Origin of the sequence: Acinetobacter sp. ANC 3832, from assembly GCF_002135415.1 — a bacterium.
In the GTDB taxonomy this organism is placed as follows: Bacteria; Pseudomonadota; Gammaproteobacteria; order Pseudomonadales; family Moraxellaceae; genus Acinetobacter.
This window is the reverse complement of sequence record NZ_NEGJ01000002.1, coordinates 86,012-100,317: the sequence shown is the minus strand read 5'-3', so window position 1 is coordinate 100,317 and position 14,306 is coordinate 86,012. Positions and strand designations below refer to the sequence as shown.

12 protein-coding genes are annotated in these 14,306 nt (G+C 37.8%); 6 read left to right on the top strand and 6 right to left on the bottom strand.

Features of this window, described 5'->3' with window-relative positions:
- Window positions 1-4 precede the first annotated feature (4 nt).
- On the top strand, window positions 5-292 hold the full coding sequence (locus B9T35_RS02940; protein WP_086189635.1) for an STAS domain-containing protein: 288 nt from the start codon (window positions 5-7) through the stop codon (window positions 290-292).
- A 164-nt stretch (window positions 293-456) separates the two neighbouring features.
- On the opposite strand, the gene B9T35_RS02935 is transcribed toward B9T35_RS02940, so the two are convergent.
- The gene (locus tag B9T35_RS02935; protein WP_086189634.1) at window positions 457-1,470 is read right to left on the bottom strand and encodes a magnesium and cobalt transport protein CorA; all 1,014 of its coding nucleotides are present in this window, start codon (window positions 1,468-1,470) and stop codon (window positions 457-459) included.
- A 158-nt stretch (window positions 1,471-1,628) separates the two neighbouring features.
- Here B9T35_RS02935 and B9T35_RS02930 point away from each other — a divergent pair, with 158 nt between their 5' ends.
- Both B9T35_RS02930 and B9T35_RS02925 read left to right on the top strand, forming a co-directional pair.
- Window positions 1,629-2,237, top strand: a complete 609-nt coding sequence (locus tag B9T35_RS02930; RefSeq protein ID WP_086189633.1) for a TIGR00730 family Rossman fold protein — start codon at window positions 1,629-1,631, stop codon at window positions 2,235-2,237.
- A gap of 11 nt (window positions 2,238-2,248) precedes the next feature.
- Window positions 2,249-2,638 carry an NUDIX hydrolase gene (locus B9T35_RS02925; protein WP_086189632.1) on the top strand — a complete coding sequence of 130 codons (390 nt, stop codon included), beginning with the start codon at window positions 2,249-2,251 and terminating at the stop codon, window positions 2,636-2,638.
- Window positions 2,639-2,682: 44 nt separating this feature from the next.
- On the opposite strand, the gene B9T35_RS02920 is transcribed toward B9T35_RS02925, so the two are convergent.
- Together B9T35_RS02920 and recG are read right to left on the bottom strand one after the other, a co-directional pair.
- Entirely contained in the window at window positions 2,683-3,312 is a 630-nt protein-coding gene (locus tag B9T35_RS02920) for a ComF family protein (protein ID WP_086189631.1), read from the bottom strand.
- Between the two features lie 256 nt (window positions 3,313-3,568).
- A complete protein-coding gene (gene recG, locus B9T35_RS02915; protein WP_086189630.1) occupies window positions 3,569-5,614 on the bottom strand; it encodes an ATP-dependent DNA helicase RecG in 2,046 nt (681 codons plus the stop codon).
- An 82-nt stretch (window positions 5,615-5,696) separates the two neighbouring features.
- On the opposite strand from recG, the gene B9T35_RS02910 reads away from it, so the two are divergent.
- A complete protein-coding gene (locus B9T35_RS02910) occupies window positions 5,697-6,464 on the top strand; it encodes an NAD(P)H-binding protein (RefSeq protein WP_086189629.1) in 768 nt (255 codons plus the stop codon).
- A 10-nt stretch (window positions 6,465-6,474) separates the two neighbouring features.
- Here B9T35_RS02910 and B9T35_RS02905 read toward each other — a convergent pair whose 3' ends face one another.
- Window positions 6,475-7,971 carry a DKNYY domain-containing protein gene (locus tag B9T35_RS02905; RefSeq protein ID WP_086189628.1) on the bottom strand — a complete coding sequence of 499 codons (1,497 nt, stop codon included), beginning with the start codon at window positions 7,969-7,971 and terminating at the stop codon, window positions 6,475-6,477.
- 70 nt (window positions 7,972-8,041) lie between these two features.
- Entirely contained in the window at window positions 8,042-10,612 is a 2,571-nt protein-coding gene (plsB, locus tag B9T35_RS02900) for a glycerol-3-phosphate 1-O-acyltransferase PlsB (protein WP_086189627.1), read from the bottom strand.
- Between the two features lie 305 nt (window positions 10,613-10,917).
- Here plsB and B9T35_RS02895 point away from each other — a divergent pair, with 305 nt between their 5' ends.
- Both B9T35_RS02895 and B9T35_RS02890 read left to right on the top strand, forming a co-directional pair.
- Window positions 10,918-11,793, top strand: a complete 876-nt coding sequence (locus tag B9T35_RS02895; RefSeq protein WP_086189626.1) for an acyl-CoA thioesterase — start codon at window positions 10,918-10,920, stop codon at window positions 11,791-11,793.
- 143 nt (window positions 11,794-11,936) lie between these two features.
- A complete protein-coding gene (locus B9T35_RS02890) occupies window positions 11,937-13,187 on the top strand; it encodes a dicarboxylate/amino acid:cation symporter (protein WP_086189625.1) in 1,251 nt (416 codons plus the stop codon).
- 102 nt (window positions 13,188-13,289) lie between these two features.
- On the opposite strand, the gene B9T35_RS02885 is transcribed toward B9T35_RS02890, so the two are convergent.
- Window positions 13,290-14,237: a metal-dependent hydrolase gene (locus B9T35_RS02885; RefSeq protein ID WP_416202415.1), complete on the bottom strand. Its 948-nt coding sequence runs from the start codon at window positions 14,235-14,237 to the stop codon at window positions 13,290-13,292.
- Window positions 14,238-14,306: the final 69 nt, after the last annotated feature.

The following is a 14,306-nucleotide window of genomic DNA, read 5'->3' as shown; positions in this document are numbered from 1 at the left end:
TCGGGTGATAGAGTTAAAAAATCAGGAACTATGTGTTTCTGGAAAAATTGGTTTTAAAAATGCTGGCACTATTTATAGTCAAGGTCTAGCATTGATTCAACATCAGAATGTTTTTCCAGTCACAGTGAATTTGGCACAGCTTGAGCATGGAAATACTTTGGCTTTGGCTGTATTGGTGCAATGGTTGCGCCAAACCCCAAAATCAAAAGGCTTACATTTAACAAATGTGCCTGAGAAAATGATGAAAATTATCCAATCTTGTCATCTACAAGATGATTTAAATATCAGTTAATTTTGTAGAAATAAAAAAGCACCGTAAGGTGCTTTTTTATTTTGAAGAAAAAAAAGTGGGGTAATCTCAGCATTAATTTAGTGTGGGAAAAGAAAAATATCCAAACTTTTCCACAGACTGTGTATTGCTTGCGCTTCGCTTTGAAGCGGTACTTCAACGCTTGTTCAAATCCATTTTTTCCATCTAAAGTAAATCAGTGGTCCAACAAAGAAAGCGATGAGTATTGAAATCACAACAATAAAGCTAGTTTTGCCATGTGCAAAAGGTAAAATTTCCGTATTCATCCCATAAATACTGGCAATCAACATCGGTGGTGCAAGCATGCTGGGTAAAATGGAGAATCGACGAATCGTGTCATTCTGTTCAGTGTTAATAAAGCCTGACGTTGTATCCAGTAAGAATCGGACTTTTTGAAATAAGAATGCATCGTGTTCTACCAGTGAGCGTACATCTTCACTTAACTCGCGAATGTCTGCATCATAGATATGACTACCCAAAGCACGTGGGCGTGATAAGAAGGTAAGTACACGCCTTAAATCGATGAGACACAGTTGAGCTTTACCTAAAACATCTTCCTTTTGTGCAAGTCGCGTAATCATGTCGTCAAGATCAAGAATTTGTTCACGATGTCGCACATTCAGGACTTCAGTTGAATATGTTTCGAGGTCTTTGTGGATATCTTCCAAGATATCCGCAAGTTCATCTAGTTTTGCTTCAAGTAAGCCCAATAAAATCCAAGTTGGATCTTTGTAGTCGATATCATAATCATTACGTCGTGCACGTGCTCTAAATGCTCTAAATGCAACGAGTTTTTCGCCACGCAAAGTAAATAAGCGATCTTTATGTAAAATAAAAGCAACGGTTTGTACGGTTGCAAGCATATTTGATGAATCGTCGGGGTCGGCTTCTACTTGATAGTTTTTATTTTTTGTTAAAAAGTAGGTGCTAATATGTAAAATACCATCATCATCACGGTAAAATCGGGCAGATGAGGAGATGTCTTCTAGCGATTTTAAAGTCGGAAGATTTTGTTCATAGGCTTCAAGTACCCATTCTTGTTCTTCTTGCGAGGGAGCAATTAAGTCAACCCACACCAATTCTGGGTGTAGATCGAATCCTCCATTGATAGTAGCGTCTTCTAAGCTACCGCGCTCTGTGGCGTAAAAGGCTTCAAGCATTGTGTCTTTTCTCCCTTACGCAGTATTGTGTTCAATCGATGGGTGTATTTTAGACAAGGATTTCAGGAAAAACACTGTTAACATTGTTCTTTTGTAAAAAAAATCTCTCAGCGCTGTCTAGTTGTATAGCATGAGAAAATTAAAAATAGGTTAAATTTATGAATTCTATTGCTATTTTTTGTGGTTCTGCTTTAGGTACGGATTCTATATTTGTAGAACAGGCACGTTTAATTGGCGAAACTATCGCCAAGCAAGGTAAAACATTAGTCTATGGTGGTGGTCGTTCGGGCTTGATGGGGACTGTGGCTGACAGTGCCTTACAAGCAGGTGGTAAAGTGATCGGTGTAATTCCGCAAAACCTTGTGGACAATGAATTAGCACATCCACATTTAACAGAGTTACATATTGTAAAAGATATGCATGAACGTAAAACAAAAATGTCAGCGCTTGCAGATGGTTTTATTGCATTGCCAGGTGGTTCTGGTACATGGGAAGAAATTTTTGAACAATGGACTTGGGCACAACTCGGTATTCATTTAAAACCATGTGCTTTTCTGAATGTTGAAGGTTTTTATGATGATTTATTTAAATTCATCCAACTGAGTACCGAAAAAGGTTTTACCAAGAGTCGTTTTACTGAAACCTTAATTGCATCTAATTCGATTGATGTAATTTTAGATGAGTTTGAAAAGTTTGTTGCGCCTGAACCGAAGTGGGGAGCTCAGGAACGTACGGATTTAGATTTGAAAATGAATAAATTGGCTTAAAGTTGGGAATAATGAATACGATTACTGTGGCAGCAGCTGTTATTTTAAATGAGCAAAATCAGTTGTTATTGGTGCGAAAAAAGAATACGCAATTTTTTATGCAGGTTGGCGGAAAGTTAGAATCTGAAGAATTACCTGAAAATACCATGCTTCGTGAGATTCAAGAGGAAATTGGCGGGCAGGCAACGATTCAGCAATTTATTGGTCGTTTTGAGACTCTGGCTGCCAATGAAAAAAATCATCAATTGGTGAGTTATGTCTATCAGGTCGAATTGGATCAAGCACCAAAAATTGATGCTGAAATTGCAGAAATGAAATGGATTGATTTAGATGATGATCAGACCTTATTGGCACCTTTAACCAAAGAAATTGTGATTCCGTGGTGTCGAAAAAATTTATAAATCTTTCCTTATTTTCTCCTAAAGAAAGATAAGTGTCGGTAGCTTTATTCCGCAGCTGCGATGCATGCTGTGTAAATCTGCTGGCAACCTAAGCTCTCCAATGCTGTTGCTAGGGCATGGACTGAACTGCCTGTCGTCACCACATCATCAATGATCAATACTTTTTTATATTTTCTACGTTCTGTTTTAATGATCTGAAATTGATTTTCGATATTTTCCATACGCTCAATTCGTGTTAATCCTTTTTGTGAATGCTGTGCTTCTCGAACGACAGGTTGCCATATGGGAATATTCAATTGTGTTGCCATGATTTTAGCAATAATCAGCATTTGGTTATAACCTCGTTCAACCAGCCGTTCTGTTGAGATGGGCATAGGAACAATTGCGTGAACTTTGGGTAATCTTAAACTGAGTAAGCTTTGTGCTAATAAGTTTTGATAGTGAAGTTGTTGCTCGTATTTATATTTTTGGATGATGCGATCTATCGGAAATTGGTAATGTTGTGCGACTTGAATGCTACGTTCATGTCGTTCAATGTTTTGTTTAAACCACGGTAAATTATTCCAACAGTCTACACAGAGTGAAGGGTAGTATTGATGCTCCAGTCCACATAGTTGACAGGGTGTGAGCCTTTGAATGATTTTATGAGTTATTTGGTTGATGAGTTGGAGCATAATTTTTATTTTAAGTTTTGATCATGAATAGATTTTAATCAAAGTTTAGGCATAGATGAAGTTTTATTTTTATAGTGAATATTTATCACTAATCTACTACAGCCCCAAAATAATTGCGTTCACTGAACAGTGAACGAGCTAAATATATTAAGCTGATTTTAAAAGTTTAATTGAAGAGAAGTGCTATTTTTAATTTCTCTTCAAATGCGTCATATTCATTTTAGGTTGAATAAAAAAGCGACATGCAATCAGTGCATTAAACATAGGCATAACGTGGCGCTTCAGGTAACCATCGTTTAAGTAAAGCTTCTGCATTTTTCGGATAGTCTTTAAGGACTTGCCCTGCGACATAATGTGCTTGTGCCAACAGATGATCATCACGTTCCAGTTTAGCAACACGAAAACCCATATCACCTGTTTGTTTGGTGCCGAGTAATTCACCTGGACCACGAATTTCTAAATCCTTTTCCGCAATAAGAAAACCATCATTGGTCTCCCGCATAATACGTAAGCGTTCCTGTCCATTTTGAGAGAGCGGATTTTTATAAAGCAGGGCACAGAAACTTGCTGTCGCGCCACGTCCAACTCGACCACGCAACTGATGCAATTGTGAAAGCCCAAGCCGTTCTGCATTCTCAATTACCATAATTGAAGCATTCGGGACATCTACACCTACTTCAATCACTGTGGTCGCAATGAGTAATTGCAATTCATTGTCTTTGAACTGTTTCATCACTGTTTGTTTTTCATCAGCCTTCATCTTGCCATGAACAAGGCCAATATTAATATGTGGGAAACGCTCTTTAATTTCCTGATAGGTTGCTTCAGCAGCCTGCGCATCTAAAGTCTCAGACTGCTCAACAAGGGTGCAAACCCAATAGGCTTGTTTACCATCAGCACAGTTTGTCGTAATTCGATTGAGCACTTCTTCACGACGATCTAAAGGAATAGTGACCGTCTGAATTGGAGTACGCCCAGGAGGAAGTTCATCAATCACAGAGGTATCTAAATCACCATAAGCAGACATAGCGAGTGTTCGGGGAATAGGTGTAGCAGTCATGACCAATTGATGTGGTGTGGTGTTATCTACCCCTTTATTACGCAGTGCTAAACGCTGGTCGACGCCAAAACGATGTTGCTCATCAATAATCACTAAACCGAGTTTGGCAAATTTTACATTGTCCTGAAACAGTGCATGTGTTCCGACCACAACATTTGCCGTACCCTCTTGAATTGTTTGTTCGGCAGCAGTTCGAGCTTTACCTTTTTGCTTGCCTGAAAGCCATGACACGGTTAAACCGAGTGGCTCAAACCATTTCTTAAAATTTAAATAATGTTGTTCCGCTAAAATTTCAGTGGGTGCCATCAATGCCACTTGCCAACCTTCTTCGAGGGTATGACAAGCAGCCACGCCTGCAACGAGCGTTTTACCTGCGCCCACATCGCCTTGCACCAAACGAAGCATCGGTTTGTTTTGTTTTAAATCTTTAGCAATTTCATTGGATACACGCTTTTGCGCACTTGTCATTTCAAAAGGAAGGCTTGCTAGAAGCTGTTTGGCAAATGTTTTACTCGTTGAAAATGACGGTGCTGCAATTTGCTGAATATAAGCACGACGAGTCAATAAACTAATTTGATGTGCCACCAATTCCTCAAAAATCAGTCGTTGTTGCGCAGGGTGCGAACCTTGCGACAGTTGCAACATATTGGCATCTACAGGCGGATGGTGAATATATTCAAGGGCTTGATTTAGTGCATAACCGTTGGTGAATTTTTCAGGCAATAATTCAGGCAGATCATCGGCATGATGATTCAGTGCTTGTTTGACGTATTCACGTAGTTTCGGCTGCGTTAAACCTTCGGTTGCAGGGTAAATGGCGGTGAGTTCAGTGTGTGGTAAAGGTATATGTTCGGTAATGAGCTGTATTTCAGGGTGATATAACTCTAAGCCTCGTGCGCCAACACGGACTTCACCGAATATTCTCAAGCGATTGCCTGCTTTGGCACGATCCATCAAGGCTTTATAAATATGGTAAAAACGTAAGGTGACTTTGCCAAAATCATCTTGCAATAAAATCGCCATCGACTTGCGTTTTCCGGGTGGCATCTCAATGGACCTAACCACGCCCTCCATGAGGTAACTACGCCCAACCTGTAATTGGTTCATGGGAATGATCGTGCTACGATCTTCGTAGTCACGTGGTAAATGGAACAGCAGGTCATCTGTCGTGAAAATATTCAGTTTTTCAAGTAAAGCTGCGGCAGCATTGCCAACGCCTTGTAATTGATGAACAGCAGCCATTTTCCCTCAACTTAGTGTGTACTGATTTAATTATCAGTTTCGGTGCGTCAATTTTGATGAATCGGTTTAAATAGGTCGGATCATGCATATTCTATTTATGGGTTATGGTAAAACATCTTCGCGGGTTGCTAAACAATTATTTCAGCAGAATCACCAAATTACCACAGTGAGTCGTAGTCCAAAGGTAGATGATTTCACGCAGCATTTGACACAAGATATTTATCAATTGGATTTATCGCAAATCAAACCTGTCGATGCTGTTTATGTCTTGCTTTCGCCATCTCGAAATACATCTTTAAGTTCTATTGAAGCTTACACGCAGACCTATGTAAATTCGGTTCAGCCGATTGTCAATGCGTTAAAAAGTCATCCCGTAAAACGCATTATTGTGGTGTCATCGACGCGTGTGTATGGTGAGAATGGTGGTGAAGTGATTAACGATGATTCTCCAATCCATCCAAGTGATGAGCAAGGGCGTTTGTTGTTGAAAATGGAGCATTTATGGCAACAGGCTTATCCCAATGAATGTGTGATTGTTCGTCCGACAGGGATTTATGGGACATCGTCTGCGAGAATGGTCAAACTGGCTGAAACTACAAAAACTTACCCCAATATTCATTGGTCAAATCGGATTCATATTGATGATCTTGCAAACTTCTTAGTGCATTTACTTCACGTGGAACATCCTGAAAAATCATATGTTTGTACCGATAATCAACCTCAGCCTTTACATGAAAAGATTCTCAAGATTCAACGTGAATTAGGTTTGCCTGAATTGGTTTTGGAGAGTGAAAGGGAAACAGGAAAGAAGATTTTTGCGAGGTGGGGAGGATTTAATTTTAAGTTTTAAAAAGCCTAAATTAAGGAAAATAATTTTTAAAACAAAAGCGGTTTGTATTTTGAATTTTTGCAAATTTCTTACCTGTCACAGGTTTAAATATTTCAGTGTTAGTCAATAATTTTTCAGCATCTACATAGTTAAATTTATTGTATATTAGTTTGTTAACATCCGCTGTTCTACTTACTTTTAATAATGAATATTGGTAGCTTCCTATTTCGGGTAAGTAGTAAAGGTCATTATTGTATTCCCAAAAAGTACCTTGAAATGAAATGCTTTTGTATTCAGGATGTTGAATTTTTAAATCAGCTATTTTTTTCCATTTAAACAAAGGCATATCATGTAATACTCTTATTTCAGAAGTAGTTGAACATAGCTCTGAAAAGAACATAGTAATTGTGCTTGAAAATCTATTATATTTTCGAAAAAAATAAATATTTTGATCGTTGCTCAGTACACTCTGTGATAGTGGGTAGAAATGTTGAGTAAAAGGATTTTCACTTATTTCTTCTAGTTGAAGTGTCTTGGTGTTGAAAAAGGACAAATATTTATCATAAGTGAAAATAGGATTAAATGAATGATTATCTTCACTTTTAATCATCTTTAGGTTTTTGTAATCAATTTTGTGATATTTATAAAAATAAGTTTTAGTATTCGGGTCGAATAGGTATATTTCAAAATCAAAAGGAATTGATTTAAGGTTAGGGTGGAATTTTAAATTAAGCATTTCATTTTTTAAATACACATTTTCTTTATCGGTTGTATAACTTTCCGTTTGCCATATTTTTTCATCTGGTTTGAATGTGAATAAATATTCTAATTGATAAGGGTAACTTGTTTTCAGAAGTTGTCCATCAACATAAGTATTCTGACCATTCGTGATTGTATTAGGAAGTATAAGTTTATAAGGCTTTATTCCATTCGATAGCTGAATAAGGGGGTAGTAATATCCTGACCGAGCAATTTTAGTTCCTAGTAATGCATAATCTATTTTTTCCAAAATATTAGGTTCAATCATGTCTGATTTGGATTTGAATTGCCAATCACAAAAGTAGGTATTTTTATTGTCAGTTAAATAACCATTACCAAGATAAGTTAGATGTGATGGATTTAGGCTAGGGATTTTTTGAAATCCACAATAGACATGATGCTTATCTAGACCAATATTTCTTCTACGAAGCTGATCTTGATCATATCGATCTTCCCATTTCAAATATTGAGATAAAGTTTGAAATGAATCTGTATTCGCTTCAGGAATAGGAACATGATATCCATCTATAGGTATGTCGAAACTAAAGTAGATTTGATTGTTAAATTTTTTAAAATAATTCAATGTATTTTTATCAATCGACTCGCTTTCATTTGAAGGAAAAAAACCTCTCATTAAGCCTTTAGGATAAAATTTTTTTAGACGCTCTTCTTTCGTTAGAAAATTATTTTTTAAGTTAGTTAAGTAAGGGAATGTAATTGTTATAGTTATTGTAAAAATTATAAATACAATTGAAATTTTCTTTAGCATAAATACTTTATGGAAAAATTAACTATTGGGCTAGATTATCATGATCTAGCCCAATAGTTAAAAATATTATCTACTTCTTCTTTCGCTTCAATCGTTTCTTCGCTTGTTGCGCAGCGACAGCATCCAAGGCATCTTTCAATTCTTCATCAGTAAAAGATGTAATATGTTGCAGCATTTGTAAAGTCACATCATCTAAAACTAAATTGGCGTATTCAGCGACATTACGGAAGTTATCATCAAAGGTAATTGCGCCTTCTTCATTTTTGCCAATATAACCTTGCTGAGTCAGCACTTTAATGAAGCTTTGGAACAGTGCTTTATCAAAAAATTCAGGTGAGTTGAACTCATAAAGCACAGACAAACGGTGACCCAATAAATGGCTGAGTACCTCAACTTGATTGGTTGAAATATTACCCGAACCACGTTGAGTAATCAGCGCCAAAGTCATGTAATAACGTTCAAGGCTTTGTTTGACGGGTGCTGCAAGAACAATAAGTTGATTATGATCTTCTGAATTTGGTGCAGGGCTGTGAATATCACCATTTTCATCGACAGTAATTAAATTTGCCTGAGCCAAAGCTTTTACATATTCACAAACTTGATCTTTAACTTCTTCATCTTTCCATTTTAAGAACAGTTCAGCTTTTAAGAATGGATAAAGTGTGCGAATCACATTAATCAAATCGGCATGTTTAATTGAACCATTATGTTCAACTAAGGCAGCAATCAGTGATGGTAAAACAAATGCATGTAGAATGTTATTGCGGAAGTAAGTCAGCAAAATCGCTTGATTGTCTTCAATAGCAATGATGTCACCAAGCACGTGTTTAACGCGCTTAATCAGTTTAAGTTTCATGCCATAAGCAATGATTTCTTTACCTGAAAGTGATGTGATTTGCGTACGTTCATCATAAGGTAATGCCGAAGCAAGTTTACGATAAGTATCAAGCTGCTTAATGCAGATTTCTTCATCTAAAGTATGCTTAGGCGTTGCAAGTAGAATTAAAGACAATAACGAAACTGGGTTGATGACCACTGCACGATTAATATTTTCTAAAATCGCATTGGCTGAGCTATTTACGACTTCTGTAACTTCAGGTGGAACAGCATCATCATTGTGTTCAATTTTGATTTGATCCGCACCATGCGCTTTAAGCAAATCATCTAAAAATACAGGTTCACCGAAATTCACATGTACTTTACCGAAAATACGTTCAATCTTTTTCAGTGTTTGTAGAATACCCCAGATTGATTCTGATTCTTTCGCTTTACCATTCATTTCACCGACGTAGGTTGCACCTTCCATCAAACGTTCATAACCAATATAGGTTGGAACAAACGCAATTGGTTTTGCACGACCGCGTAAATGGCTATGTACCGTCATTGCCAACATACCCGTTTTAGGTGGAAGCAAGCGGCCTGTACGTGAGCGACCACCTTCAATAAAGTATTCTAAAGGTGTGTTGCGAGATAGAATGCTGTACAAATATTCTTTAAATACTGATGTGTAAAGTGCATTTCCACGGAATGAACGGCGAATAAAGAATGCACCACCACCACGCAGTAATTGTCCTACGAATGGCATGTTGAGGTTGTCGCCTGCAGCAATATACGGCACCATCAAGCCACGTTTATAAATTACATAAGACAATAATAAGTAATCAATATGGCTACGATGACATGGGGTATAAATGATCTCGTAATCTTTCGCTAATTCACGAACTGTACTGAAGTTATGTACTTCGACACCATCATATAGTTGCGTCCACAGTCGAGTCAGGGCTTTGTCAGCAAAACGCACAGCTGAAGCAGAATAATCAGATGCAATTTCGTTCACAAAACCAATCGCACGGCGTTCAGATTCAATCATACTGACTTTAGATCGGATACTTTCTTTACGAATCGCATCTTGAACATCAGGTGATTTAATCAATGAATGCATGACATTGCGACGATCAGATAAATCTGGTCCCAATACAATTTCACGTTGGCGATCTAAATATTCATTCAACTCACTGACGATGTAGGTTGCTGGAGAAAGATTTGGATGATGTTTTTTTGCGTATTGCACCAATTCTTTTAATGATTGAGCATCATGGAATTCTAAATAAGATTCACGACCATGTAAGCCAATATTCATCAATTGTTTTACTTTACTCGGCGTTGCCCACGTGTCAGTAAAGAGGAGTTTAAACCAAGAGTCTTCTTTGTCAGGAGAGCGTCCCCACAGTACAGTCACGGGAACAAGCTCAATATCATAATCAGGATACTGTTCTAACAGCTCGATCATGCGAAGTAAGCGAGGAGGAAATGCATGTGGAGGTGGATTGAGTAAATTGGTCTCATCTTGATGCTGTAAAAATAAAACAGCCGCTTTCTCTTGTTGAGTCCCGACCACCATTGGGTCTAAGGCAGCAGGAAGTTTTAGGCGACGAGTCTCACCATCAACAACAAGGGCATTACTACGTGAATAGTTTTGTAAAACGTAGCAGACTACTTTCTTCTTCGCATCATCTACATGTTGATTTTCTGAAAGTTGGGTTTCAGTAGGAACTTCTCCAAGAACATGCGGTGTTACCACAAGGTCAAGTAGCTTACTAGAAAGCCGACGATACATTTGACCAAAGCCACTCTTGGACATACACACTCCTAGCCAAAGACGAATATTGCTTATTGAATAAATAAGGATAAATAATTTTGAAATATAAGCACAAAACAAGATGTCATTTTCGGACAAATTATATCGGTATAGGTAGATTTTATCGTTAAAAATCGTATTTTTAGCATTATATCAAATAAGCATGGTGACAATACAGTCAATCAAACTTTAGTTGTTTGCTCAGGTTTTATGGCAAAATAGAAAAATCGATGTGAATTTTCAATCCAATCTTCACTTTGCAAGATATCAATCTACTGCTTTTAAGTAGGGTAAAATATAGGTTTAATATGAATGATTTAACCAAAGAACTGGTCGAACTTCTCACTTTAGAAAAGCTAGAAGAGCACATTTTCCGTGGGCAAAGCCGAAATTTAGTGGGTAAACGTGTCTTTGGTGGTCAGGTGCTTGGTCAGGCATTACGTGCTGCATCCTATACAGCGGATCGTCCTGTGAATTCATTACATGCTTATTTTTTGTATGGTGGTGATATTAATGCACCCATTATTTACGAAGTAGAAAAGTTACGTGACGGTAAAAGTTTTTTAAGCCGTCAAGTCCGTGCCATTCAGCATGGTCGAACTATTTTTTCTGCGATGGTGTCTTTTGCAAATCCAGAAGAAGGTCTGAATTATCAAATTCAAGAACCTGAATATCCTGCACCTGATGAAATTAAATCTGAACAAGAACTTAAAGAAAAACTGATTAGCTTTGTTCCTGAAAATATTAGGACTGCATTTATGCGCCCACGTCAGGTGGAAATAAAACCCATTAATATTGGTAATCCGTTTCAGCCTCAACCTGAAGCGCCAAGTAATGCTTTTTACATGAAAACATTTGATAAATTGCCAGCAGAATTGGCTGATGATGTGGCACTGAATCAAGCGATTGTTGCTTTTTATTCAGATTACTCATTTATGGTGACGGCATTAAGACCACATGGAGTTAACTATTTAACACCAAGTATTCAAATTGCCAGTATCGACCACACCATTTACTTCCATAAGCCTGTGAAAGCAGATGAGTGGATGCTTTATGATATGGATGCAACTGTTACAGCCAGTTCACGTGGTTTGAACCATGGGCGTATGTGGCAGAATGGTGAGTTGGTTTGTAGTACGGTTCAAGAAGGTTTGATGCGTATGCGTGAAATTGAAACCAAGTAATTTGAACTTCAATGCTTAAATAAAGCCATCCATTTGAGATGGCTTTTCTATGTTTAAGCTTTGCTTGTCACAAAATAATTCTCGATTCTTCAATCCTACAATGGCATAGTGCCGAAAAGGATTCACAATAAAGTAAGCAAAAGATGAGCTTAAATACCCAAATTTTTATTGCTGCGGTCATCGGTGTCGCATTTGGTTTTCTTCTCAATTTATTTCCGCAAACGCAATTTTTTGATATCAGTCTCTATGCCTTGGGTATAGCGAGTAGTGTTTTTATTGGTTTATTAAAAATGCTGCTTGTTCCGTTGATTTTTAGCTCGATTGTTGTCGGTGTTTCAAATTTAGAAGCAGGTGGGCAGCTTGGACGAGTCTGGAAAATCACCTTAGCGAGTTGCGTTACCACGACGACTTTGGCGCTAATTTTAGGCTTAGCTTGTGCGCATATTTTTCATGTCGGGCAGGGTGTTGATATTGGGCTGTTTAAAGAAGCGATGAGTCAGCATCAAAGCCCAGCAACATTAACCCCGAGTTCTTTTTTAACGAACTTTATTCAAAATACTTTAATTAATCCATTCAAGGCTTTTAGTGATGGCAACATTCTTGCAGTCGTGGTTTTTGCCTTATTTTTAGGTTTGGCATTGGTGCATGGTGGCGAACGCTTTAAAACGGTTCGGGATATATCTCGGCAGTTTTTTGATATCATGATGATGCTTGTGTCATGGGTAATGAAGCTCGCACCTTTAGGGATTTGTGCATTGCTTGCAAAGCTGATTGCGACTGAAGATATCTCTATTTTAAGCCGTTTAGCTGAGTTTGCTGTTGTGGTGACAGGAACGACGATTTTCCATGGTGTGGTTGTGTTACCAATATTACTGTGGATTTTTGGTCGGATGGATCCGATTACCTTCTTTAAAGGCACTCGTGCAGCACTGATTACCGCATTTGCAACCAGTTCAAGTTCGGCAACCTTGCCTTTAAGTTTGAAATGTACCCAAGAAAACTTAGGGGTTAGACCGCAAATTGCAGGTTTTGTGGTGCCATTTGGTTCACAGTTAAATATGGATGGTACAGCACTCTATGAAGCGGCAGCCGCTTTATTCATTGCAAATTTGATGGGGATGGAGCTTTCACTGACACAACAGGTTATCGTGTGTTTAACAGCAATGATTGCTTCATTGGGTGCACCTGGGATTCCAAGTGCAGGAATGGTCACCATGATCATGGTTTTACAGTCTGTGGGTTTACCTGCTGAGGCAATCGCAATTCTATTACCGATAGATCGTTTGTTAGATACTGTGCGTACAGTGGTAAATGTACAAGGCGATATGATGATTAGTGTGGTTGTAGATCGTCATACTCGTGAAGAAGGAATGGGCTCAGAAGCTTCTTCATAAAGTGTTTTTTAGCTTTGTAATTGTGATAATCCAAAAGTATTGATACAGATAAAGAAAAGCGGGATATCCCGCTTTTTTGTGTTTTTAGATTTTAAATCACTTCTAAGCGACTTTAGGTAATGCTCTTTTTGCAGCAGGAGAGCTATCTAAATACGCAATCGCATCTTCTGTTTTAGCTTCATGCACAGGATCATACCAAGGGGTTAAATAGCCCAATTGTTGTGAAGCAAGCCAAAATGGGCTAGGTAGAATACGATTGTCATTTTGAGCAATACTATTCCACTTTCTCCAAATCCATGGTTTATAAACTGCAGGTTTCATTTCAGCAAAGCGCGGATCTTGTCCCATAATATGTGCTGCACCATCCACCCATAAAAGGAAAATAGCAGTCATTGCAATAACGCTTTGATAATAACGTGAAATATATCCCCCACCTAAGTGACGATATAAATCAAAAGCAACTGTACGATGTTCTATTTCTTCTGCACCATGCCATTTCACCAAATCAAGCATATTAGTATCTGCACCTAAACGCTCCCATTCAGTATTGTAGAGTACGTATTTACCCAAGACGCAAGTCATGTGTTCAACTGTTGCAATGATGCCTAAACGGAACAAATCCCATTGATGATCTAAAACTTTAGGTACGGTAATACCTAAAGGCTGATCAGCAAGTAGGTTGCCAAATAGGAAATCCATAATTTTTAGATTACGTTCAATATTGATGTTACGTGTTTTTAGATATTCATTATTGGCAGAGTTATGCGCTTGAGCATGCATCGCTTCTTGACGGATAAAAGCGCGAACATCTTCTTTTAATTTTTCATCTGTAATTTGTGGTAAAACTTTATTGTATAAGCGACAAAACCAAAACTCGCCTGCGGGAAGAATATTATTAATTTCATTAATAAAGTAACTTGCAAAAGGTTGGGTTGGAATCCAATCCAATGGCGTCTCTTCCCATTCAAACTTCACTTTGCGTGGTTTAATATGATATTGAATGGATGATCCAAGTTTACTATTTTTTAATCGCGAAAATAATTTCATCACTCTATCCTGATTTTTATTGATGTGACGCTATGCACTATACTTTCCAGTATAAAAAAATGCCCTGAATTG